Origin of the sequence: Comamonas sp. A23, assembly GCF_004522605.1 — a bacterium.
GTDB lineage: Bacteria > Pseudomonadota > Gammaproteobacteria > Burkholderiales > Burkholderiaceae_C > Comamonas > Comamonas thiooxydans.
The window spans coordinates 60120-83085 of record NZ_RSDT01000009.1 but is presented as its reverse complement, the minus strand read 5'-3'; the positions used below and the strand labels follow the sequence as shown (position 1 = coordinate 83085).

The window sequence follows — 22966 nt, the reverse complement described above, 5'->3', positions numbered from 1 at the left end:
CCATGACGGAACTCGAAACATTCAAACAAGAAGTGGCGCAGTGGCTGGAGGAGAACTGTCCTGCGAGCATGCGCCGGCCCATTGTTTCAGAGGAGATGGTCTGGGGCAGCTCCAAGCTGCAGTTTCTGAACGAGGATCAGAAGCTGTGGTTCGAGCGCATGCGCGACCGTGGCTGGTTTGCACCGTCATGGCCGCGTGAATACGGCGGCGGTGGACTCTCCCCGAGGGAAGCCCGTATCCTGGACACGGAGATGGCCCGTCTTGGCTGCCGTCAGCCCCAGTACAACCTGGGCGTGTGGATGCTGGGGCCGGTTCTGGTGGAGGTGGGGACGCATGAGCAAAAGCTTGAGCATCTGGTTCCCATGATGCGCGGCGAGCAGCGCTGGTGTCAGGGCTTTTCGGAGCCCAATGCCGGTTCGGATCTGGCCAGCCTCAAGACCTCGGCCAGGCGCGTGACGGACGAGCAGGGCGAGGCCTATATCGTCAACGGGGGCAAGATCTGGACCTCGGACGGAGACAAGGGCGACTGGATGTATGCGCTGGTGCGCACCAGCAGCGAAGGCAAGAAGCAAGACGGCATCAGCTTTTTGCTGATCGACATGAAGAGTCCCGGCGTCACGGTCAAGCCCATAGAGCTGATCAGCGGCAAGTCCAGTTTCTGTCAGGTCTTCTTCGACGATGTGCGGGTGCCTGTGCGACAGCTTGTGGGCAAGGAAGGCGAAGGCTGGTCGCTGGCCAAAAAGCTGCTCCAGCATGAGCGTGCAGCCATGTCCAAGTTCACGGAAGGTGGTGCGCCGTCGCACGATGCACTCAAGACCGCCTTGCCCTACATGGTGGACGAGCAGGGGCGGATCAGCGATGGTGTGCTGCGCGAGAAGCTGGCAGGACTGCTGATGGATGCACAGTCTTTCGCCCTGACCCATCGTCGGGTGACCGAGAAGGCTCTGGCGCGTCAGGACGTTGCAGGCCCCTCCAGCATCATGAAGCTGGTGCAGACCGAGCAGGAAGTTGCCAAGTACGAACTGCTGGAGCAGGTGCTGGGCCTGCGCGGTCTGGGCTGGGAGGCTGGCGATGATTTCACAGCCGATGAGATCGATATAGGTCGTGCATGGCTGCGCTCCAAGAGCTACACGATTGCAGGCGGAAGTTCGGAAGTGCAACTGAACATCATTGCCAAGCGAGTGCTGGAATTGCCTTGACCCCCTGAGCCGCTGTGCGGCGACAGCCTCGCTGCGGGGGGAGGGGCTGTCTGGGCCCTTGCTTGCCGTCTCTGAGCTGGGCAGTGGTGGTCGCGCAGGCTGAGGATAACGAATTGAAATGGAGACAAGAATATGACCATGCTTTTGTCGCAAGAGCAGGAATTGCTCAAGGACAGTGCTGTTGCCTTTCTCGCGCAGGAAGCACCCGTGGCCCAGCAGCGCCGTCTGCGGGATGACAAGGTGGAACAGGGCTTTGATACACAACTGTGGCAGCAGATGGTGGAGATGGGGTGGCCCGTGGCGGTGCTGCCCGAGTCGCATGACGGGCTGGCTGCGGGCTATCTGGGCATGGGCGCCGTGTTTGAAGCCATCGGCCGAAACCTGTCGGCACAGCCGCTGCTGAGCCAGGCCGTGATCGCACCTGAGCTGCTGATTCGCGCCGGCTCCGAAGCCCAGCAGGCGCAGTGGCTGCCCCTGCTGGGCAGCGGGCAGGCCAGGCTGGCACTGGCTCTGGATGAAAAGTCCGGCCAGCATCTTTCAGCCAGATTGAGCACGGTAGCCGAGCAGACCAGCACGGGCTGGTGCCTGAGCGGTGAGAAAGCCTTTGTGATGGATGGCGTGGGCGCCAATGGCTTTATGGTGCTGGCGGCGTCTGGCGAAGGTGCTCCCGGTTTGTGGCTGGTGCCAGCTGATGCACAAGGCGTCAGCATCAAACCCATGTGCATGATTGACAGCCGTAACATGGCCCGCGTGCAGTTCGATAAGGTGGAGCTGAGCGCTGATATGGCGTTGGTGGCCCGGCCCGCTGCTCAGGTGCTTGATGAAGTGCTGGACCGAGCCCGTGCCTGCCTGGCCGCAGAGTCTCTGGGTCTGATGCGTGAGGTGTTTGATCGTACGGTTAGCTATCTGAAGGAGCGCGTTCAGTTCGACGTACAGATCGGCTCATTCCAGGCGTTGCAGCACCGTGCTGCACGTCTGTATGTGGAGCTTGAGCTGCTGGAGAGCTGTGTGCTGGCAGCTTTCGAGGCCATTGATTCAGGTTTGGAAGCCAAGGTGCCCGAGCTGGTCAGCGCAGCCAAGGCCAAGGCATCTGACTTGTGCGAGAAGCTGTGCAACGAGGCGATCCAGTTGCATGGCGGCATCGGGGTGACCGATGAACTGGATATTGGCCTGTTCTTCAAGCGGGCACGTGTCTTGCAACGCCTGCTGGGCGACGGTGGTTATCACCGCAACCGCTTTGCACAACTGAAAGGTTTCTGAGATGAGCGATGCCTTGGTTTCTATGGGTGAAAAGATCAGGAACATTCGTGCGCAGCTGACTTCGCAGGGCGCACCTTTTGAAGTGCAGCAGGTCACGCTGTCCGATGGGCGCAGCGTGGCAGCCTATCGCAATGCCTTTCAGAATCTGGCACAGGTAATTGACGCCGGCCGGGTTCATGGTGCGGCCGAGTTCATGGTCTATGGCGAGGATCGATGGACATTTGACAGGTTCTTTGCAGCAGCCGATGCACTGGCCAGTCGTTTGCAGAAGCAGTGCGGTATCAAGCCCGGCGACCGGGTGGCGATTGCCATGCGCAACCGTCCCGAATGGGCCGTGGCTTTTGCTGCCATTGCCTTGCTTGGCGCAGTGCCGGTGCCTTTGAACAGCTTTGGCCTGAGCAGCGAGCTGATGGCCAATCTGGAGGACACCCGGCCGGTGATGCTGATCTGTGACGCGGACCGCCATGCTCGCATCAGCCAGGCCATTGCGCAGACGGCCATCAAGGTGGTGGTGGTGGATGGCGAGGGGGGCGATATCAGCTGGTCGGAGTTGACCGCAGGCGGTCATGATGGCTTTGTGTCGCCGCAGCTGAGTGCCGATGAGCCTGCGCTGATTCTGTTCACTTCGGGCGCCACCAGCCGAGCCAAAGGCGTGGAATCCACCCATCGCGCCGTTTGCCAGGGCATCTTCAATATTGACTTCATCGGTGCAGTGGCAGCCATGACTTCGCCGGACGCCATCGCCGCCATCATGGCGCGACAGCTGCAGCCCACGATCTTGTCGGCAGTTCCTCTGTTTCATGTCAGCGGCCTGCATGCCCAGCTGCTGGTCAGCCTGCGCCATGGTCGCCGCCTGATCTTCGTGCACCGCTGGGAGCCAGAGAAGGCTGCCGAGCTGATTCGCAAGGAAAAGGTCACGCAGTTCAATGGTGCGCCCAGCATGGTGCAGCAGCTCATTGGACTGCCCGGCTTCGAGCAGCCTGAAAGCTCTGGCAATCTCTCCGGTGTGGGCTTTGGCGGAGCGGGCCTGCACCCGCGCCTGATCGATGAGGTGTTGGCCAAGTTCAAGGGGCGCATGTCAGGCATTGGATTTGGACTGACCGAATCCAATGGCGTCTGCGCAGGCAGCTCGGGGCGCATGTTCGAGGCGCATCCGCGCAGCTCGGGGGTGCTGTCGCCCATCATCGAGGTACGAATCGCAGACCTGGATGGCACAGCCTTGCCTATCGGTGAGCCCGGTGAGGTCTGGCTGCGTGGCGTGACCCTGATGGAGCGCTATTGCGGTGATGCAGAGGCCACAGCCAAAGCCATGCAGGGCGGCTGGTTCCACACCGGAGACATAGGAGTTCTGGACGATGAAGGCTTTTTGACCATCGTCGATCGCATCAAGGACGTGATCAACCGCAGCGGTGAAAAGATTGCTGCGGCGGAGGTCGAGGCCTGTCTGCTGCAGCATGAGGCACTGGAGGAGGCTGCTGTGTTCTCCATGCCGCATGAGGTAACGGGCGAGCAGGTCGTTGCCGTGGTGGTCGGGAAGACCGGGAGTCAGGTGACTCCCGAGCTGCTTCGCGAGTTCGTGGCACAGCGGCTGGCGAGCTACAAGGTTCCCAGTCGGATCGTTGTTCGTGCCGAGCCTTTGCCTCGCAATCCCGCAGGCAAGATGCTCAAGGCATCGATTCGCAAGGAGTGCGCTCACCTGCTGACCTGATTCACGGAATTGGGTGGTCCTGGGACTTTCCCGATCACGCTCCGAAAGCCTGCTGCTGCTTCGTGCACCAGCAGGCTTTTTTCATTCGGGGCGGCGCTTCAGGTGACCCATGTGGACTAGGTCGCTAGGGTCTGTCAGTAGTCAACTCAGACGATGGTTGAAGAGACCTGCTGGCGCAGTATGCAACTGCCTGCAAACGGCAAAACCAATGGGGTGATGCGAGGCAATGTACCTCGTTTGTAGCACCCGCCAAAAATAAGTTCTAGAACCTAGGAGACAGAGATGAAGTTTGTGACAGCCAAGACTCCACTCGCAGCGGCAGTGGGTTTGATGGTGGCGACGTCGGTATGGGCGAAGGTGCCGGCGAACGAGGCAGAACAGCTGGGCAAGGAATTGACATGCGTGGGTGCCATCAAGGCCGGCAACAAGGAAGGCACGATTCCAGAGTTCACAGGCAAATGGGTCGGTGCCCCTGCAGGCGTGGCTCATGTGCAATCCAGCGGCAAGCACCCCGTGGATATCTATGCCGATGAAAAACCACTGTTCGTGATCACTGCAGAGAACATGGAGAAGTATGGCGACAAGCTCAGTGCTGGTCAGAAAGCCATGTTCCAGAAGTATTCCAAGACCATGCAGATGCCGGTCTACAAGGGGCATCGCGATTTCCGCTACACCGATGAGGTCTGCGCAGTGTTGAAGAAGAATGCACTGGAGTCCGAGGTCGTCGATAACGGCATGGGAATCAAGGGCAGCTTTGGTGCGATCAACTTCCCGATTCCCAAGACCGGGCAGGAAGTGATCTGGAACAACCTGCTGCCCACGCGTGCCTACACCGAGGCCATCACGCGTGACATGGCGAATGTGCTGTCAGACGGCAGCATGAGCTTTGGCCGTATGCAGAACCTGAACCTGGACATGGTCAACAAGCCTGAAATGCTTGGCAAGCCGGTCGAGGGCGTGATGGCCTATACCCGCACCAGAACGCTGGCTCCCGAGCGTGAAAAGGGCGGTGTGACCCACTCGGTGGAGCCCGTCAATTTCGGCAAGGACAAGCGCCTGGCCTGGAGCTATGACCCCGGTACACGCCGCGTGCGCCAGGTGCCCGAGTATGGCTTTGATCAGCCCATGGCTGGCACCGGCGGCAAGATGACCATCGACTCGGATCGTCTCTTCAATGGCTCGCCAGAGCGCTACAACTGGAAGCTGCTGGGCAAGAAGGAGATGTATATCCCCGCCAATAACTACAAGATCCATCAGCCCACGGTGAAGTATGCCGACCTGCTCAAGCCCGGTCATGCCAACCCCGACTTCATGCGCTACGAGTTGCGCAGAGTCTGGGCGGTGGAAGGCACGCTGAAGGACGGTTTCCGGCATGTCTATGGCAAGCGTGTGCTGTTCGTGGACGAGGACACCGGCCAGGCCGTGGCCGCGGACATGTACGACGCGCGTGGCCAGTTGTGGCAGCACGCCTTCATCAACTACTACTACTCCTTTGACATCAAGGCCTGGCATGCAGGCACGTCCTTCTATCACGACCTGAATTCCGGCGGCTACATGGGCTACAACCTTTTTCAGGAGCGTCCCCAGGGCCCCATCCTGAACAAGGGTGATCTCGTGCCCGCCATGTTCACACCAGAAGCCGCACGCAACGCGGGCAACTAAGTTTTATCAACGAGCGACTCATTATGAAAAACAATATGAAGAAACTCACGCCCATCGCAGTGGCGGCGCTGCTGTCCTTGGGTATGGGAGCAGTTCAGGCGGGGGAGACTGTCGAGCTGGGAGATGGCCTCAAGTTCGACTGGCGTCTGAACGTGAGCTATGGCCTGGGTGTTCGTCTGGATAACCCGTCTCCGGTGCTGAACACGGACGGCAACAACAATTTCAAGAAAGGTGCTCTGACGGCGAACCGACTGGGTGCCGTCTGGGAAAGCAAGCTGTCAAAAGGTGACAGCGGCTTTGTGCTGAATGCCAGCACCTTTTATGACGATGTATATCACCAGCGCAACGACAACAAGGGACCGATCAGCACGGCAGGTCCCGTCAATGAGTTCAACTCTGCTGCCAAACGCTATGGTGGCGGCTATTCGCGCCTTCTGGATACCTACGCCTACACCAGCTTCAACATGGGCGAGGCCCGCGCCACGGTACGCCTGGGCAAGCAGGTGGTGAACTGGGGCGAGTCCATGTACTTTGCCAATATCGCTGCGGCCCAGGGACCCAGCGATGCAGCAAAGGCAGCTTCGCCTGGCGCTGAGGTCAAGGAAATCCTTCTGCCGGAAGATCAGATCTCGGCTTCGCTGGAAGTCAGTCCCAAACTCTCGCTGCTGGGCCACTACCAGTTCGGCTTCCATGAAACGCTGCTGCCGGCTCCCGGCATGTACACCAGCACCAGCAATGCCCTGGGTCCCGGCGCCTCCTGTCTTGGCGTCTACAACGGTGCGACCTGTCGCGGCCTGCGACGCGGTACCGACATCCGGCCCAGCAGCTCGGGTCAGTGGGGTATCGGCGGTCGCTACCGCGTCACCGACGAGACGGAAGTCGGTCTGTACTACCTGAACTACAACGACCGCACTCCATCGCTGGTCGTGAACATGAATGGTGCGATACCTACCGGCTATCAGGTTCGCTATTTCGACGACATCAAGATGCTGGGAACGACGGTCAGCACGACCTTCGGCAAGTTCTCTGCATTTGGTGAAGCGAGCTATCGAAAAGGTACGCCGGTGCTCAACGGCAATGGTGTGGCGGTGCGTGGCGATGTGGTGCAGGGCAACGTCGGCGGTATCTTCAATATCGGCCGCACCGGTATCGCGGACGACATGTCCCTGGCTGCCGAAATTTCCGGCTCTCGCGTGATCAGTGTGGCCGATGGCAGCTCTACCGATAACCTGAGCTTCAAGACCCGTAATTCCCTGGTGGCCGGTGCGACCCTGACGCTGGGCTACCCCGGCATCTTCGAAGGCTGGGATCTGAGCATCCCCATCAGCTACCAGTCGCAACTGCGCGGCCGTTCTCTGGTCGGCACCTTCGGCGGCGGCCAGAGCGACAGCCGGTTGAGCATTGGCGCGACGTTTGTGCGCAAGAGCAATTTCTCGATCAACGTGGCCTACATCAACTACCTGGGCAATCCTTCTGCCGATTCCCTGCGTGCACGCCCGCTGGCCGACCGCGACCAGCTGTCTGTTACCGCCAAGTACTCGTTCTGAACCACACCAACGAGCCAACACCACAAAAGCCCGGCTCTCCGGGCTTTTGTGTTTGAAAGAGGTCTGAGTACATGCAAATAACGACCGGAAAATGGATCACCCCTTTGAGGGCCATGGCGCTGGGATTGATGAGCAGTGCCGCATCGGGGCAGTATCTGCTGGACGCCTTGCCTCCTTTGCCCAAGGTGGCTCCCTTGATGGCCCCCACGGAGCTGCATGGTGATACACAGGGCGATATCCGCTTCAAGTCCAGCAGTCCGTACGACCTCGATGTGCTGCTCAGTCAGCCTGCCAAGGCAGAGGCAACCATGGGTATGGGAAAGCTGTTCCTGCCCAAGGGGGCCAGCGAAAAGAAGCAGGTGCCGGCCATGGTTGTCCTGCCAGGTGGCGCTGGGGCCATTCCCGGGCGCGAGAGCGAAACGGCCCAGATGCTGGCCGACAACGGCATAGCTGCGCTGTTGGTCGATAACTTCAAGCCGCGTGGCATCAGCGAAGACATGCCTTATGCGCTCAAGATCATGGGTACCTCCGAGTTCGATGCCGTGGCCGATGCCTATGCCGCCCTCAAGGCCTTGAACAAGCACCCGGCCATCGATGGCTGGCGTATCGGGGTGATGGGATTTTCCAAAGGCGGAATTGCGGCACGCATGAGCCTGGATGCGCGCATTCGCGACAAGCTGGCGCCTTTCATTCAGCCCTTTGCCTTGCATGTGGACTTTTACGGGCCTTGCTATGCGCTGCTGCAGTCACGCAAAACCACGGGTTCGCCTCTGCTCAGCTTCAGAGCGGGGGAGGATGCATCGAATGATCTGGTGGCCTGTGCGCAGCAGGAAAAAATCCTGCGTGAGGCGGGCTCCGAAGTCAGTACCGTGGTTTATGCCAGAGCAGGCCATGATTGGGAAAGCGACAAGCCACGAGAGATGACGAATCGCCCCTACCTGTCCGGCTGCACGATAGAGTTCAATGACAAGGACTTCCCCGTCCTCAACGGCCAGCCGCTGATTCCCGCCGGGGCTCAGTCGGATCGCCAGACCCGCTACAGAATTCGGGTGCAAAGCGGCAAGGCTCTGGGGGACTGCGTCAAGGTGGGCTATATCGCCGGACGTGATGAAACCGCACGCAGTCTGGCCGGCAAGCAGTTGCTGCAGTTTCTCAAGGTGAAGTTCGAGCAGTAGACAGGACTCGGCGGAAAAGCAGAAGGCCAGCAAATGCTGGCCTTTTTCACCTGTCAAATTTGCCCAAAGTTCGTTTTTTGATGGAACGTAGGCTTTTGTCAATTGAATCGTCCGGAAACAGAGAAGCCGCGCGGCGTGGCCGCGCGGCTTGATTGATGGAGTGTGGCTGCTCAGGTGCCGGGCTGCAGCACGGAGCGCTCACCGATCTCAAGCAACATGGTCATGCTGCGCTTCTGGATGCGCCAGCCTTCGGGCAGCCTTACCCATTCGTCTTCATAGAAACCGATGGCGTCGTAGCGCAGATGACTGCGCTCGCCCAGTCCCTGATGCGCGGCTCGCACCTGAATCCTGCTGCGCGGGCGCTGCGGGTCGGCTGCATCGACTTCCAGATTGCCCAGCAGATGCTGGGTGGGGCCGCAGCCGTCAAGGTGGGTGCTGATCATGCGGCGGATCTTGGCAACCCCTTCGCAGATGTAGCTGCCACCGTAGACCGTGGTGCAGTCAGGTGTGAACACCTGCCGCAGCAAGTCCCAGTTGCGGGTGTCGCAGGCCGTGGCGTAGCGGGTCAGGGTCTGGGCCAGAGCATGTTCAAGAAGAACCTGCTCCAGCGTGCTTGCGGCGGTCTGCATCACACTTTGCCGTTCACGGATGACTGGGGCTCGGGTTTGAGCATGCCGCCCGCGTGGCTGATGCCGCCTGCGCTGCCTGTCGCATGGGCGTGTCTGGGCTGCCGGTGCAGGCGCTTGACGCGTGCCCTGGCTTCCGCCGCGCCCACATTCAGCCAATAGGCCATGGCAGGCAGCAGGAAGATCGCGCCCAGCATGTTCACCAGGAACATGAAGGCCAGCAAGATGCCCATGTCGGCCTGGAACTTCAGTGCCGAGAACGCCCAGGTGCCCACGCCTATGGACATGGTCAGCGCCGTGAAGATGGCGGCGTTGCCGCGCTGGCGCATGGCTTCATAGAAGGCCTCGCGCAGCGTGATGTCTCGCTCGCGCAGCTCATGCTGCATGCTCTCGAACAGATAGATGCCGTAGTCCACGCCCACACCCACGCCCAGCGCCACCACGGGCAGAGTGGGGACCTTGAGACCTATGCCCAGCATGGCCATCAAGGCATTGCAGAGTATGGAGACGATGGCCAGGGGCACGACGATGCACAGCACGGCGCGCCAGCTGCGGAAAGTCAGCCAGCACAGCAGCGTGATGGCGCCGAAGATGGAGCCCAGCATCTGCACTTCGGCATGTTCCACGGCCTCGTTGGTTGCGACCGCCACGCCGGCGTTGCCGCCAGCCAGCAGGAACTTGACGTTGGGCGTCTTGTCTGCGGCGATGAAATCACGCACTTCATTGACGACATGGGTCAGCGTGGCGCCTTCGTGGTCCTTGAGGAAGAGCTGCAGATTGATGACCTTGCAGCCCTCTGTGTTCAGGCCCAGATCGGGAGATAGTGCCTTGGCGCCCGAACGCAACGCGGCTTCGGTGCGCTGCAGAGCTGCCCAACGGGGGTTGCCCTCGTTGTTGCTGGAGGCCGCGATCTTGGCCAGACCGGAGACGGTGGAGACAGATTGCACGCCGTCAACCCGGCGCATGCGCGATTCAAAGCGCTCCACGGCGTTCATCACCTGCCAGTTAAGGCAGCCTTCGTCGAGCTTGGAGGTTTCGACGAAGACGGACAGCACGTCCATGCCTATGGAATAGCTGCCGATGATGGTGTCGTTATCACGGTTGTAGCGCGACTCGGCGCGCAACTCGGGAGCGCCCGTGCCCACATCACCTGTCAGCAGATTGCGCGATTCGTAGGTGCCGGCGGCCAGCAGCAGCAGCGATACCACCAGAGTCAGCATGGCGGGCTTGCCTTCGGCCAGTGCCGACAGCTTCCACCAGATGGGGTTACGGCCATTGGCTGAGGAGGAGGGGGCTTGCATGGCCTTTTTTTCCAGGCGCAGATTGGCCAGCACCGCGGGCAGGAACACCTTGTTGGTGATGATCATCAGCAGCACGCCCATGCAGGCGGTCACGCCCAACTCGTGCACGATGGGGATGTCGATCAGCATGATGACCATGAAGCCCAGAGCATTGGTCAGCAGCGCCAGAGCTCCGGGAATGGCCAGCTTGCGAATCGCGTTCTCGGCAGCCAGCCTGGAGCTTAGGCCGGCGCGCACATCATGCTTCCAGGCTCCCGTCATCTGCACCGCATGGGATACACCGATGGAGAAGATCAGAAAGGGAACCAGGATCGACATGGGGTCGATGCCGTAGCCGATCAGCGGCAAAATGCCCAGCAGCCAGATCACGGGCAGCAGTGCCACGGCCAAGCCGACCACCGTGATGTTGGTTGACTTGGTGTAGAGGCGCAGCATGATGGCCGTGATGACAAAGGCGATGGCAAAAAAGGTCATCACCGTGGTCAGGCCGTCCATCACATCGCCCAGCACCTTGGAAAAACCAATGATGTGGATGGAGATGTCCTTGCCTTCGAACTTGCTGCGGATCTCTTCCAGGCGCTGCGCAACCTTGTGATAGTCGAGTTTTTCTCCGGTCTTTGGGTCGACCTCGAGCAGGTCGGCGCGCACCATGGCGGACTTCAGATCGTTGCTGACCAGCGAGCCGATCTGACCGGACTTGGCCACGTTGGAGCGTACCTGGGCCAGGCCTTGTTCGTTGGCCTCGAAGCGCGAAGGAATCAGCACCTCGCCCACGTAGCCGTCCTCGGTGATCTCGATGTATTTCACGTTCGGTGTGAACAGCGAATACACCTGGCCGCGGTTGACGCCGGGCGTGAAGAAGACCTCGTCCGTCACGCCACGCAGGGCTTCGAGAAATTCCTTGTTATAGATATCGCCTTGCCGGCCCTTCCATTCCACGCTCACCAGAATGCGGTTGGCTCCGGAGAAGGTGGCTGAATGCTTGAGAAATGCCGTCATGTACTCATGACGCATGGGGATCAACTTGTTGAAGCCCGGATCCAGGTGCGTGCGCATGGCCGAGACAGCCAGCAGTGCCGTGGCAATCAGCGTCAGCACGACTATGGACTTGCTCCACGAGATCAGCCAGCGTGCCGTGGATGCAATAAACCGGTCCAGCCGGCTGGTGGGTTCGCTCAGAGTCATTGAGTCGCTCCTGGGGCAGCCTGAGCGTTTGCCTTGGCTTGTTGTGGTGGGGGAAAGGGTTGCAGGCCTGCGTCGCTGGACATCCATCCGCTGTCGGGGCCGGTAAGCACAATGTCGGTCAGGGTGGCGCGGCCCTTGGCGCGTTGCAGGCTGAAGCTCTTGCCGCCGTCCTTGCTCAGGCCGAGCATGCTGCCCTGTCCTACCAGGATGATGGCTCCGTCCTTTTCCTGGGCATGGCCAAAGAAGGAGACCGGAGCCTGAATCGTCGACTTGACCCATTGCGCGCCCGGCGCGGCCTGCACAAAGGCGTTGCCGCGCATGCCATAGATCAGCCAGCCGCCGTCGCGTGTAGCCATGGCGTTGTAGAAAGATCCGTTGTAGAACCCGGGCTCGATCTGCCAGCTTGCGCCGGAGTCCTCGGACTTGATGACCAGGCCGCGCTCGCCCACTATCAGCCAGTGCTTGCCATCTTCGGAGCTGGCAATGCGGTTCATGTGCTTGTCCTCCACCTCTGAGGGCAGGGGCAACTGCTCCCAGGTCTGACCGTTATCCCTGGAGGTGATGGCACGGCCGAAGGCGCCGACACTGATCCAGTCGCCCGAAGGAAGGCGCGCGATCGACATCAGAGGCTCTCCGTTTTCCTCGGAGAAAGCGACCTCCTCCCAGGTGCTGCCTCCGTCCTTGGTACGCAGAATCCAGCCTTCGTGCCCCACGGCAAAGCCGGTCTTTCTGTCGGGCGCAAAAGCCATGCTGACGATGAGCGCCTGACGCTGCTCCTTGATCTGTGCCTGCTGCCAGTGAGCACCCTTGTCGTCCGAGTACAGGATTTCACCGAGTGCGCCGGCTGTCAGCAGACGATCGCCCGCCTGCGTGATGGTGTTGAAGTGACTGCGCTCGATGCCAATGGTGGTAGGGGCCAGGGGGGGCGGTGTGCGGGGTGCAAAGGCGAGCGCTGAGGCAAAGGCCACCAATGCTGCTGCGCCTATACCGACGGCTGTTTTCACGTTGTCTCCTTATTGATTCGTACACGCTGTGCATGTATTGCAAACACGGGTGCAGGTTCTTGATTTGGAGCTTCTGCAACATCGTCCGAATGGACGTTTGCCTGGAGAATTAGGGGTATGTACGGGGCCGGCTTTTTAGTCTCTACAGACGATGGATTCGGTCTGCTTCATTTACACAATGAATGCACACTTTCTTGGTAAGGGAGACATATGGGTTTGCAAGGAAAAGCGGCGCTGGTTGGCGTCGCGCAGTACAAGCCGGAGAAGTACGCAACGGCGCCGCGCATGTTCCATCTGGAACAGGTGGCCGACCTGACGCTGCAGGCTCTGGAGGACGCCGGCATGGAGCTGTCCGAGGTGGACGGTCTGATCACCAGCGCTCCGCACTTTCATGAAGCCAGCTGTTTTGTGCCCGCCATGGCCGGCGAATACCTGGGTGTGCGCCTGAACTTTGCCGAAGTCGTGGACCTGGGGGGAGCCAGTTCCGTGGCCATGGTCTGGCGCGCGGCGGCGGCGATCGAGCTGGGGCTGTGCAACACCGTGGTCTGCGTGCTGCCGTCGCGCATGGCACCGATCTCCGAACATGACGACCACATCAAGGAAGTCATGAAGGCCAGCCGCTTCGGCGGCCACAGCACTCGCTTTGGAGCGCCCGAGGCCGAGATGGACCTGCCCTATGGCCATATGGCGCAGAACACCGGCTATGCCATGATTGCCCAGCGCTATGGCGCGGTCCATGGCTACGACGCGGCCGCTCTGGCACGCATCAGCGTGGACCAGCGCTTCAATGCCTGCCACAACCCCGACGCCATGTTCTACGGTCAGCCCATCACGGTGGATGACGTGCTGAATTCGCGCATGGTGGCCGACCCTTTGCATGTGCTGGAAATCGTGCTGCCGGCTGCGGGCGGCGGCGCCATGATCGTCACGCGCGCCGATCGCGCCAAAACCACCAGACACCGCCCCGTCAGCATCGTCGGCTGCGGCGAGCATGTGAGCAGCAAGTCGCCCACCTATATGGCCGACATGCTGCAGACCCCCATCGGCCCGGCTTCTGCCAAGGCTTTCGAAATGGCGGGCATGCGTCCCTCAGACATGCATATGGCGCAGATCTATGACTGCTACACGATCACCGTGATGCTGACGCTGGAAGACGCGGGTTTTTGCGAGAAGGGCAAAGGCATGGACTTTCTGCGCAACAACGACTTCACCTTCAAGGGCAACTTCCCCATGAATACCCATGGCGGCCAGCTGAGCTTCGGTCAGTCCGGCACGGCGGGCGGCATGTCCCAGGTGATTGAAGCGGTGCACCAGATTCAGGGGCGTGCCGGCGACAGGCAGCTGGGTCGCAACGATCTGGCCTATGTGTCCGGCACCGGTGGCGTGATGAGCGAGCAGGGCGCCTTGATCCTGCGGGGAGCATAAGAACATGGCTTGGAACAAACCTCTGCCCCATCCCACGGAAATTTCTGCGCCGTACTGGGAAGGTCTCAAGGCCCACGAAGTGCGCATTCAGCAATGTGATCGTGGACATTCGCTGTTTTTTCCGCGGACCCATTGCCCCACTTGCGGATCGCGCTCCTTGAAGTGGAGCAAAGTGTCGGGCGAAGGCACGCTTTACAGCTTCACCATCGCGCGCATTCCCACCATGCCCGAATTCACGGACGAGATGCCCCAGGCCCTGGCCGTGGTCGAACTCCGTGAAGGCGTGCGCATCAACACCACCATGGTCGGCGTGGATCCCGAGGCGCTCAAGGTGGGCATGGAGGTGCGTCCCGTGTTTGACGAGCGCCCCGGCGAGGTCACCCTGCTGCGTTTTACCGCCCACGCGGGCAGCCACCCGACCGTCATCAAGGCCGACGCCGAGGCCGCAGTTGCGGTTGCCGTGGTGGAGGAGGCTGCCGCAGCCAAGCGCAGGATTTCCGTCAAGGACATCGAGGCCATGAAGTCGCTGGTGTCCGAGGAGTACAGCCCCTGGTCCAACGAGTTCACTGTAAGCCAGGAAGTCATCAACGAGTTTGCCAGGCTCTCCGGCGACGACTACTGGATTCACACCGACCCCGTGCAGGCGCGCGAGAAAAGCCCGTTCGGCACCACCATCGCCCACGGCGCTCTGGTGCAGGTGCTGGCCAGTCAGCTCAGGATTCCGCTGGACTACGAGGTGGTGGACTTCAACAACATGGTCAACTATGGTTCGGACCGCCTGCGCTTCCCGACCCCCGTGCCCTCCGGCTGCAAGATCCGTGCGCGGGCTCGCATCAAGGCTGTGGAGCAGGTCAAGAGCGGCGTGCAGGCCACGATGGAGCTCAACATCCATGTGGTCGGCCAGGATCGTCCTGCAGTCATCAACGATCTGGTGATTCTCTACATGTAATCGCCGTTGACCGCCCGGTGAAGGCGGGTGTTTCAGTTTCTTCAAGGGTTGGGGCTTTGCGCAAGCAAAGCCCTTTTTTTGCGACCGTTCACAGATGGGATCCTGGCTCTGTTGGAATGCGAGAAATATCAGTCAAATTGGCTTTATACCTATGTCTGAAAATCGCTGGCAGCTATCAAATTATTGAAACTCTGCCTGGCAGGAGTCAAAGCCATGCGGCGGCGCCATCGGGTCGGCGATCTGGGGTTGCCACCTAAGTAAATACCTGCTCATCAAAATGGACGATGTTGCGTTTTCCGTGCTGGCCATACTGCAAACCAGAAAGGCCATAGAGCCTGTAAAGGAGACAAGCATGAAAACCTCTTTTCGCTGGATGAATGCGCTTCGCGCAGTGTCGCTGGCCGCTGCCGCACTGGCGCTGTACCTGCCTGCCATGAATCTGCCGCAGGGTACCGCTGTGGCAGGGCAGGCGGAGTCTGAGGTCAAGCTGCCCGCTGGCATCGTGCTGGCCAGTGCCCAGACCTCCTGGAACGCAGTTTTTGCATCGGGCTATTGAACCCTGGGCTGAAAGCTCTGCCGGTCGGGCCCTCTCGTTTTCCCTTGATCGGTCCTGAAATCGGCGGCCTGATGGCAGCGAGTTGCCGTTGCATCGGCATCGCCTCCAGTCCGCCTCGGAGGGGCGGATACGGCCTTGTTAAGCCATGGACTCTTGCCGCTTTCAAAGCATCTACATGACTTTGATCTCCAGATAATTTCTGTACTGTAAAGTACATGTAAATGAGACTGATTCTTGATTATGATGCGCACGCTTTTGCACAGCACACAGGTTGTAGCCAATTGATGCCGTAGTCCCTGCTGCGGACGATACCCGCCAAGCCGAATTAAAACTCCGTATAACGAGGCATTCATGGCATTGAGGTATTCGCCGCTGGCAGCGGCATTGGGGCTGGCTTTTTCCGGTGCAGCGTGGGCGCAGCAAGCTTCAGAGGTGGTGCTGGACGAAGTACAGGTCCGCAGCGATCGCCAGCCCGATTCAGGCTACAACCCACCCACGGCAACGAGCGCCACCAAGATCGAGGCACTGTTGCGTGATATTCCTCAGACCGTGAATGTGGTGCCTCAGAGCCTGCTGCGCGATCAGGTCGCTCAATCCATGCAGGATGCTCTCAAGGCCGTGCCCGGCGTGGGATTTTCTCATGGTGACGGTCAGCGCGACCAGGTCACCATTCGCGGCTTCTCGGCGATTGCCGACCAGTTCGTGGACGGCTTGCGCGATGATGCGCTGTATTTCCGCGATCTGTCCAATATCGAGCAGATCGAAGTGCTCAAGGGCCCGGCATCGGTGTTGTACGGACGTGGCTCGTCGGGTGGCTTGATCAACCGCATCACCAAGAAGCCCGGCGTCAATCTCAGTGAAGTGGGCTTGACTCTGGGACGCTGGAACCAGCGCCGTGGCGAGTTCGACCTGGCGCGTGCGCCGCAGGGCAGTGCGGTCTCCTATCGCCTGACCGGAGCCATAGAGCGCGCCGACAGCTACCGAGACCAGCAGTTTCTCGATCGCAAGGCGCTTGCGGCATCGGTGCTGATCAAGCCCAGCTCGGACACCAGCGTGCTGCTGCAGGCCGACTATCTGAAGGACAGCCGCCTCACGGACTTCGGTATCCCCGCGTACCAGGGCCGGCCTGTCAATGTGTCGCCCGGCACCTATTACGGCGCGGCCAATGCCAGGGACGTGGATGTCAGCCGTGCCGAAGTGGCATCGCTGGGGGCCACGCTGAATCACCGTATCAGCGACAGCCTGTCCTTGCGCAATGCCTTGCGCTACTACGATTATTCGCTGGATAGAAACAACACTCTCGTGGGCTCGGTCAACGAGAAGGCGATGACGGCATCGCTGACACGCGGCAATGTGCAGCGTGACGAGAGCGGATTTTCAACCAGACCGAGCTGACCCAGAAGCTCGAATTCGCAGGGGTGAAGCACCAATTGCTGTACGGCTTTGAATTCGGCCGACAGAGCAAGGATCTGCTGTCATACAGCCGAGCCAATGTGGCAACGGTCTCTCTGTTCAATCCGGTGCTGCCGACTTTGCCGCTGCGTATCGACGGCAAGCCTGCGGCGGACAATCACAGCGTCTTCAAGGTGGCCAGCGCCTACCTGCAGGATCTGGTCACCATCAGTCCTCAGTGGAAGGCACTGGCTGGTGTGCGTTACGACCGCTTCCAGCAGGAAACGCATGAGCGCCAGCCAGGCAAGCCGGATCTGGGCCGCACGGACACTGCCTGGAGTCCGCGTGTTGGGCTGGTTTATCAGCCCTCGTCGGCGTGGTCCTACTATGCATCGTGGAGCAAGTCCTTCCAGCCCTCTGGCGAAACCTTTGCGTTGGCAGCCAACAATGCACAGTTGGCACCAGAGAAAACGACCAGCCAGGAAGTCGGAGTCAAATGGGATCTGCCGGACGGCAAGGCTTCGATCACGGCCTCGCTATTCAAGCTCGAGCGCACCAATATCAAGAGCGTCGATCCCACAAGCAACACCGTGGTGCCTCTGGGCGTGCAGCGCACCAACGGGCTGGAGCTGACGTTTGCCGGAGAGATTGCACCGAGCTGGCAGGTCTGGGCCGGCTATGCATTCCTTGATGGCGAGATGACCACATCGCCTGCCGTCGATTCCGGCCAGCCGGTCCAGGGCAAACGCCCCACGCTGACGCCCAGGCAAAGCGCCAACTTATGGGTGACCAAGGCACTGGGCCACGGCTTCGGTCTGGGCGGGGGGCTGAACTATGTCGGCGCCCGGTTCGCCAATCCCGGCAATACCGTGACCTTGCCAGGCTACACCACGGTGGATGCCATGGCCTACTACCGCATGGGCCCCTGGGATGTGCAGCTCAAGCTCAACAATCTGCTGAATCGTCGCTACATTGTGGCCGGTCATGGCAGCTCGCCCAACCTCAACCTGCCGGGCGCACCGCGCTCGGCCCAGGTGGTGGCGCGCTATCGCTTCTAGAAATAGGTGCCATGTGGCCAGGCCGATTGGCCTGGACCAGAGCCGCTGCCAGGGGCCTCGGTGTGAATGGATAGAGGTTTGACGCTCACGACGATGCCGCAAAAAAAGGGTTCAACGGCCGCCCCAAGCAGCCGCTGAACCCGATACAAAGTGGCAAAGAGAATGTGAAGTCAGGCGATCAGGCAGCTACGGCCACCTTCTGTGCCAGCTTTTGGCGCTCGCGCACCATGGTCAGGGCCGTGTCTTCGATCATGTCTTCCTGGCCACCCACCATGCCGCGGCGGCCCAGCTCCAGCAGCAGCTCGCGCGCGGGGATGCCGTACTTGGCTTCGGCACGCTTGGCAAACAGCAGGAAGCTGCCATAGACGCCTGCGTAGCCCAGGGTCAGTGCGTCGCGGTCGATGCGGATGGGAAAGTCCATCAACGGCACGACCAGGTCTTCGGCCACGTCCTGGATCTTGAACACGTCCACGCCGGTTTCAATCCCCATGCGCGCGCACACGGCTACCAGCACTTCCATAGGCGTGTTGCCCGCACCGGCGCCCAGGCCGGCAGCCGCAGCGTCGATGCGGTTGGCACCGACTTCCACTGCAGCCAGAGAGTTGGCGATGCCCATGGCCAGGTTGTGGTGGCCATGGAAACCCAGTTCGGTCTCGGGCTTCAGAGCCTGGCGCACGGCGGACAGACGCTCTTTCACGTCGTCCGGCAGCATATAGCCGGCCGAGTCCGTGATGTAGATACAGTTGGCGCCGTAGCTTTCCATCAGCTTGGCCTGCTTGACCAGGCCTCCGGCACTGTTCATATGCGCCATCATCAAAAAGCCCACGGTATCCATGCCCATCTTGCGGGCCATGGCGATGTGCTGCTCGGAGACATCGGCCTCGGTGCAATGCGTGGCCACGCGGATGGTGGAGACGCCCAGCTCGTGGGCCATCTTCAGGTGATCGACAGTGCCGATGCCGGGCAGCAAGAGAGCCGAGACCTTGGCCTGCTTCATCAGCGGAATGACGGTGGACAGGTACTCCTCGTCCGTATGTGCAGGAAAGCCGTAGTTGACCGAGCTGCCGCCCAGGCCGTCGCCATGGGTCACTTCAATCAGGGGCACGCCGGCGGCATCCAGTCCCGTGGCCACGGACTTCATCTGTTCCAGGGTCATCTGGTGGCGCTTGGGGTGCATGCCGTCACGCAGCGTCATGTCGTGAACGGTGATCTTCTTACCTTTGAGGGACATGTTCTTCTCCTGGATCAGACAGCAACAGCGGCTTCGGCCAACTCGAAACGGCCGGCGAGGATTTCTTCGGCAAACATCTCGGCCGTGCGCGCCGCAGCGGCGGTCATGATGTCCAGATTGCCCGCGTACTTGGGCAGGTAGTCGCCCAGGCCTTCGACTTCCATATAGATGGAGACGCGGTTGCCGTCGATCACGGGACCGTTGACCAGCTTGTAGCCGGGCACGTATTTCTGCACTTCCTTGATCATGGCGTGCACCGAGGCTTCGATCTCGGCAGGCTTGGGCGTATCCACCGTCAGGCAGTGGATGGTGTCGCGCATGATCAGCGGCGGCTCGGCGGGGTTGATGACGATGATGGCCTTGCCCTTTTGCGCGCCGCCAATCTTTTCCACGGCACCCGATGTGGTGCGCGTGAACTCGTCAATGTTCTTGCGCGTGCCGGGGCCGACCGAGCGGCTCGATACCGTGGCCACGATTTCGCCATAGCTCACGGCCTGCACGCGCGAAACCGCCGCCACCATGGGGATGGTGGCCTGGCCGCCGCAGGTGACCATGTTCACGTTCATGGCCTTTTCTGCAACCTTCTCGGCCAGATTCACGCTGGGAACGCAATAGGGACCGATGGCAGCGGGCGTCAGGTCGATCATCAGCACGCCCAGCTCGTTGAGCTTGCGGCTGTTTTCGGCGTGGACATAGGCGCTGGTAGCGTCAAAGGCGATCTGGATGCCGTCTTCCTTGACGAAGGGCAGCAGGCCGTCCACACCGTCGGCAGTGGTCTTGATGCCCATCTCGCGGGCACGCTTGAGACCATCGGACTCAGGGTCGATGCCGACCATCCACACAGGCTCCAGTATGGGGGAACGCTGCAGTTTCATGAGCAGATCGGTACCGATATTGCCGGGGCCGATCAGTGCGCACTTGATCTTTTTTTGCGTCATGGTTTCTTACTCGGTGAATTGAATGGAACAAGTACCCATGCCTTCGATGACCATGTCGAAACGGTCGCCGGCGGCGGCGGGCACCAGGGGGGCGAGAGAGCCAGAGAGAATCACTTCACCGGCTTTGAAAGGAATGCCAAAAGCGCCCAATGTGTTGGCCAGCCAGGCTACGGCTTCAGCAGGGTGGCCCTGCACGGCACTGCCCAGGCCAGAGCCTGCTGGCTGGCCGTTCCGTCGCATCTCCATGGCGGCAGCGGCCAGATCCAGCGAAGCCGGATCTGTATGCTGCTTGCCGATCACGAAGACGCCGCAGGAAGCGTTGTCGGCCACGGTGTCCTGGATCTTGATCTTCCAGTCCTTGATGCGCGAATCGACGATCTCGAAGCAGGGGGCGACCCACTCGGTGGCGGCCAGCACGTCTTCCTTGGTCACCCCCGGGCCTTGCAGATCCTTCTTGAGCATGAAGGCGATCTCGCCCTCGGCGCGGGGCTGGATCAGGCCGGATGCCTTGAGCGAGACGGCTGCGCCGTCTTCAAACTGCATGCTGTCTGTGAGAAAGCCGAAGTCGGGCTGGTGCACATTCAGCATGTCCTGCACGGGCTTGGAGGTCACGCCTATCTTCTTGCCGATCACACGTTCGCCCGATGCTTCGCGCAGGCGCAGCATGTGCAGGGAGATGTGATAGGCGTCTTCCACCGTCATTTCGGGGTGGCTGTCGGTCAGCGGTGCCAGTGTCCTGGCGGTGCGCAGCGCGTCATACAGGCGCCGACCCTGGGTTTCGGTGAATGACAGATCAAGTTCGGTGGTGCTCATGGATTCAACCGTTTTTCATGAAGTCTATGCAGGTGCGGTTGAACATCTCGCGATGCTCGACCTGCACCCAGTGGCCGCACTGGTTGACCAGCACCACGCGACAGTTCTTGATGCCCTTGGCCAGCTTGTCGGCACCGCCCACGGGGTTGAAGGCGTCCTGCATGCCCCAGAACCCCAGCACATTGCACCTGAGTTCAGGCAGCTGCTCGGTCATATTGGGGATGTACAGGCGCTGGCGCGAGGCCTCGGTCTGGGTCAACGCAATCGGGGCGCGTTCATTGATGATTTCGTCCGTCAGCAGCGACTGGTCCACCACCTGCATGCTCATGACGGCGCGCATGGCTTCGGGGCCGGTCTTGCCCGACTTGTAGACATTGAACATATTGGCAATGCCGGGCATGGCCATATAGGCTTCAAACTCTTCCACGCCACCGGGTGCCATGAGGATCAGGCTCTTGACGTCCTCGGGGTACTTGAGCGCATAGCCCAGCGCCACCGCACCGCCCAGCGAGTTGCCCAGCAGGGTGATGTTTTTCAGGCCCAACTGCTCCACCAGTCCCTTGACGCCGGCGATGAAGAAATCCATGTCGTACTGCCTGGGCTCCTCGGTCTTGGACGAGAGGCCGTAACCGAGCAGGTCGGGAACGATGGAGCGAAAGCCGGCCGCAGCAAACTCGGGGTAGTTGCCCTTGAAGTTGCTGTAGCCGCTGGCACCAGTGCCGGCGCCGTGCAAAAAGATCACGGGATCGCCAGAGCCTTGCTCATGGTAGTGAACGCGCTGAGGTTGACCGGCCACATTGCCGATGTCCACATACTTGCCTTCTGGGATGGAAAATTGGCTCATCTCTGTTCTTTATGCTTGGAGTGGATAGACGAAGGCTGTCTCCTGCCTTCGGGTGAGGAATCTTGGATGACGAGGCTTATCAAGCCCTGGCTTGCCAAAGCTTGGGCAGGCCGGGATCGGTGGCGGCAATCGCCTTTTTGAGCAGATTGCGCAGCGTGGCTGCTTCCATCTCGCCAAGGCTTGCTATCAAATCGGTTTCCACGGCTTTGGCTGCGGCCAGCACACGCAAGATGGCTTCGTTGCCCAGGGGCGTGAGCTGCAGCGACTCGGCGCGCTCGCGGCTTTCTTCCACCCAGCCCTTGCTGATCAGCGACTGCAGGGCCACGGCTCCGATGTCGGTGCCGGTGTAGGCCATGTGAGACGCAATTTCGGCAGGCGACTGAGGCTGTTGGATGCTCAGCAGCGAGAGCACGTAAAAATCGGCATCGGTCATGCCGTAAGCCGCCATGGGCTTGCGCAAGCCGCTCAGGAATTGAAAGTGCGCGCGGCCCATCAAATATCCGATCAGGTTTTCCGAGTAGGCGGTATTGGTGTCTGCGGCCGGTTCGCTGGCCACGGCGTTGGCCTTGCGTGAAGCCAGGGCGTAACCGCCGGTCACGTAGAGCAGGGGAGGGTGTGGGTTGGCGTCGTAGTCGGTCACCTCGCCCACAAAGATGATGTGGTCGCCGCCGTCGTACTGAAATGCCGTCTTGCACCTGAAGCGCGCGCTGCAGTCCTGCAGCAGCGGGGCATGGGCCGCCTCGGAGTCCAGCGGCAGGCCGGAGAACTTGTCTTCGCCAGCACGGGCAAAGCGGTTCGACAGGGCCTCTTGCTCGTTGGAGAGGATGTGCACATTCCAGGTGTCGGCGTTCTGGAACACAGGCAGGCTGCGGGCGTTCTTGGCCAGGCTCCACAAAACCATGGGGGGCTCCAGCGAAACCGAGTTGAAGCTGTTGGCCGTGATTCCTACAGGCTCGCCATTCTCTGCACGGGTGGTGACGATGGTGACCCCGGTGCCAAACATGCCCAGGGCGCGGCGAAAGTCTTTGGGGTCGAAGGTTGCTGCAGTGCTTTGCATGGGGTGAATGTCTCCTTGGTGCAAGAGTGCTGCGAA

At 60.6% G+C, this 22966-nt stretch carries 17 protein-coding genes and 1 pseudogene; 10 read left to right on the top strand and 8 right to left on the bottom strand.

Features of this window, described 5'->3' with window-relative positions; all coding sequences use genetic code 11:
- The first annotated feature begins 2 nt into the window (after window positions 1-2).
- From EIC84_RS18895 to EIC84_RS18870, 6 genes are all read left to right on the top strand, one after another.
- The gene (locus EIC84_RS18895) at window positions 3-1199 is read left to right on the top strand and encodes an acyl-CoA dehydrogenase family protein (protein WP_004341213.1); all 1197 of its coding nucleotides are present in this window, start codon (window positions 3-5) and stop codon (window positions 1197-1199) included.
- A 132-nt stretch (window positions 1200-1331) separates the two neighbouring features.
- Window positions 1332-2459: an acyl-CoA dehydrogenase family protein gene (locus tag EIC84_RS18890; RefSeq protein ID WP_004341212.1), complete on the top strand. Its 1128-nt coding sequence runs from the start codon at window positions 1332-1334 to the stop codon at window positions 2457-2459.
- A gap of 1 nt (window position 2460) precedes the next feature.
- On the top strand, window positions 2461-4167 hold the full coding sequence (locus EIC84_RS18885; RefSeq protein WP_004341211.1) for a class I adenylate-forming enzyme family protein: 1707 nt from the start codon (window positions 2461-2463) through the stop codon (window positions 4165-4167).
- A gap of 282 nt (window positions 4168-4449) precedes the next feature.
- Window positions 4450-5829, top strand: a complete 1380-nt coding sequence (locus tag EIC84_RS18880) for a DUF1329 domain-containing protein (RefSeq protein WP_004341210.1) — start codon at window positions 4450-4452, stop codon at window positions 5827-5829.
- Between the two features lie 35 nt (window positions 5830-5864).
- A complete protein-coding gene (locus EIC84_RS18875; protein ID WP_004341209.1) occupies window positions 5865-7376 on the top strand; it encodes a DUF1302 domain-containing protein in 1512 nt (503 codons plus the stop codon).
- Window positions 7377-7447: 71 nt separating this feature from the next.
- Window positions 7448-8551 carry a dienelactone hydrolase family protein gene (locus tag EIC84_RS18870; RefSeq protein ID WP_229228232.1) on the top strand — a complete coding sequence of 368 codons (1104 nt, stop codon included), beginning with the start codon at window positions 7448-7450 and terminating at the stop codon, window positions 8549-8551.
- A gap of 170 nt (window positions 8552-8721) precedes the next feature.
- Here the strand turns inward: EIC84_RS18870 and EIC84_RS18865 are convergent, their stop codons facing one another.
- Genes EIC84_RS18865 through EIC84_RS18855 form a run of 3 tightly spaced genes read right to left on the bottom strand, consistent with a single transcriptional unit; the run spans window position 8722 to window position 12667 of the window.
- Window positions 8722-9180 carry a nuclear transport factor 2 family protein gene (locus EIC84_RS18865; RefSeq protein WP_004341204.1) on the bottom strand — a complete coding sequence of 153 codons (459 nt, stop codon included), beginning with the start codon at window positions 9178-9180 and terminating at the stop codon, window positions 8722-8724.
- Window positions 9180-11663: an RND family transporter gene (locus EIC84_RS18860; protein ID WP_034363638.1), complete on the bottom strand. Its 2484-nt coding sequence runs from the start codon at window positions 11661-11663 to the stop codon at window positions 9180-9182. The genes EIC84_RS18865 and EIC84_RS18860 overlap by 1 nt, the downstream gene beginning before the upstream one ends.
- Window positions 11660-12667 (bottom strand): YCF48-related protein, encoded by a 1008-nt coding sequence (locus tag EIC84_RS18855; protein ID WP_134737338.1) that lies wholly within the window; start codon window positions 12665-12667, stop codon window positions 11660-11662. The genes EIC84_RS18860 and EIC84_RS18855 overlap by 4 nt, the downstream gene beginning before the upstream one ends.
- Window positions 12668-12877: 210 nt before the next feature.
- Between EIC84_RS18855 and EIC84_RS18850 the strand changes: the two genes are divergently transcribed.
- From EIC84_RS18850 to EIC84_RS18835, 4 genes and pseudogenes are all read left to right on the top strand, one after another.
- Window positions 12878-14092 carry a thiolase family protein gene (locus EIC84_RS18850; RefSeq protein ID WP_004341195.1) on the top strand — a complete coding sequence of 405 codons (1215 nt, stop codon included), beginning with the start codon at window positions 12878-12880 and terminating at the stop codon, window positions 14090-14092.
- Window positions 14093-14096: 4 nt separating this feature from the next.
- Window positions 14097-15041, top strand: coding sequence for an OB-fold domain-containing protein (locus EIC84_RS18845; protein ID WP_034363635.1), 945 nt, complete (start codon window positions 14097-14099; stop codon window positions 15039-15041).
- 352 nt (window positions 15042-15393) lie between these two features.
- Window positions 15394-15597 carry a hypothetical protein gene (locus tag EIC84_RS18840; RefSeq protein WP_004341187.1) on the top strand — a complete coding sequence of 68 codons (204 nt, stop codon included), beginning with the start codon at window positions 15394-15396 and terminating at the stop codon, window positions 15595-15597.
- A gap of 351 nt (window positions 15598-15948) precedes the next feature.
- Window positions 15949-18047: pseudogene (locus EIC84_RS18835) on the top strand (TonB-dependent receptor).
- 178 nt (window positions 18048-18225) lie between these two features.
- Here the strand turns inward: EIC84_RS18835 and tesG are convergent.
- The 5 genes from tesG to EIC84_RS18810 all read right to left on the bottom strand — a co-directional run bounded on the left by tesG (window position 18226) and on the right by EIC84_RS18810 (window position 22930).
- Complete coding sequence (gene tesG, locus EIC84_RS18830; protein WP_004341182.1) at window positions 18226-19278, bottom strand: 4-hydroxy-2-oxovalerate aldolase TesG; 1053 nt, start codon at window positions 19276-19278, stop codon at window positions 18226-18228.
- Window positions 19279-19292: 14 nt separating this feature from the next.
- Window positions 19293-20216, bottom strand: coding sequence for an acetaldehyde dehydrogenase TesF (gene tesF / locus EIC84_RS18825; protein WP_004341179.1), 924 nt, complete (start codon window positions 20214-20216; stop codon window positions 19293-19295).
- A gap of 6 nt (window positions 20217-20222) precedes the next feature.
- Window positions 20223-21029: a 2-hydroxyhexa-2,4-dienoate hydratase TesE gene (gene tesE / locus EIC84_RS18820; protein ID WP_003071347.1), complete on the bottom strand. Its 807-nt coding sequence runs from the start codon at window positions 21027-21029 to the stop codon at window positions 20223-20225.
- A 4-nt stretch (window positions 21030-21033) separates the two neighbouring features.
- Window positions 21034-21873 carry an alpha/beta fold hydrolase gene (locus EIC84_RS18815; protein WP_003071344.1) on the bottom strand — a complete coding sequence of 280 codons (840 nt, stop codon included), beginning with the start codon at window positions 21871-21873 and terminating at the stop codon, window positions 21034-21036.
- 79 nt (window positions 21874-21952) lie between these two features.
- Window positions 21953-22930 carry a flavin reductase gene (locus EIC84_RS18810; protein ID WP_003071341.1) on the bottom strand — a complete coding sequence of 326 codons (978 nt, stop codon included), beginning with the start codon at window positions 22928-22930 and terminating at the stop codon, window positions 21953-21955.
- Between the last annotated feature and the right edge of the window lie 36 nt (window positions 22931-22966).

Coding starts and splice junctions, on each gene's coding strand:
- EIC84_RS18895 (WP_004341213.1), top strand. CDS start 3: ATGACGGAACTCGAAACATTCAAACAAGAAGTGGCGCAGTGGCTGGAG.
- EIC84_RS18890 (WP_004341212.1), top strand. CDS start 1,332: ATGACCATGCTTTTGTCGCAAGAGCAGGAATTGCTCAAGGACAGTGCT.
- EIC84_RS18885 (WP_004341211.1), top strand. CDS start 2,461: ATGAGCGATGCCTTGGTTTCTATGGGTGAAAAGATCAGGAACATTCGT.
- EIC84_RS18880 (WP_004341210.1), top strand. CDS start 4,450: ATGAAGTTTGTGACAGCCAAGACTCCACTCGCAGCGGCAGTGGGTTTG.
- EIC84_RS18875 (WP_004341209.1), top strand. CDS start 5,865: ATGAAGAAACTCACGCCCATCGCAGTGGCGGCGCTGCTGTCCTTGGGT.
- EIC84_RS18870 (WP_229228232.1), top strand. CDS start 7,448: ATGCAAATAACGACCGGAAAATGGATCACCCCTTTGAGGGCCATGGCG.
- EIC84_RS18865 (WP_004341204.1), bottom strand. CDS start 9,180: ATGCAGACCGCCGCAAGCACGCTGGAGCAGGTTCTTCTTGAACATGCT.
- EIC84_RS18860 (WP_034363638.1), bottom strand. CDS start 11,663: ATGACTCTGAGCGAACCCACCAGCCGGCTGGACCGGTTTATTGCATCC.
- EIC84_RS18850 (WP_004341195.1), top strand. CDS start 12,878: ATGGGTTTGCAAGGAAAAGCGGCGCTGGTTGGCGTCGCGCAGTACAAG.
- EIC84_RS18845 (WP_034363635.1), top strand. CDS start 14,097: ATGGCTTGGAACAAACCTCTGCCCCATCCCACGGAAATTTCTGCGCCG.
- EIC84_RS18840 (WP_004341187.1), top strand. CDS start 15,394: ATGAAAACCTCTTTTCGCTGGATGAATGCGCTTCGCGCAGTGTCGCTG.
- tesG (WP_004341182.1), bottom strand. CDS start 19,278: ATGTCCCTCAAAGGTAAGAAGATCACCGTTCACGACATGACGCTGCGT.
- tesF (WP_004341179.1), bottom strand. CDS start 20,216: ATGACGCAAAAAAAGATCAAGTGCGCACTGATCGGCCCCGGCAATATC.
- tesE (WP_003071347.1), bottom strand. CDS start 21,029: ATGAGCACCACCGAACTTGATCTGTCATTCACCGAAACCCAGGGTCGG.
- EIC84_RS18815 (WP_003071344.1), bottom strand. CDS start 21,873: ATGAGCCAATTTTCCATCCCAGAAGGCAAGTATGTGGACATCGGCAAT.
- EIC84_RS18810 (WP_003071341.1), bottom strand. CDS start 22,930: ATGCAAAGCACTGCAGCAACCTTCGACCCCAAAGACTTTCGCCGCGCC.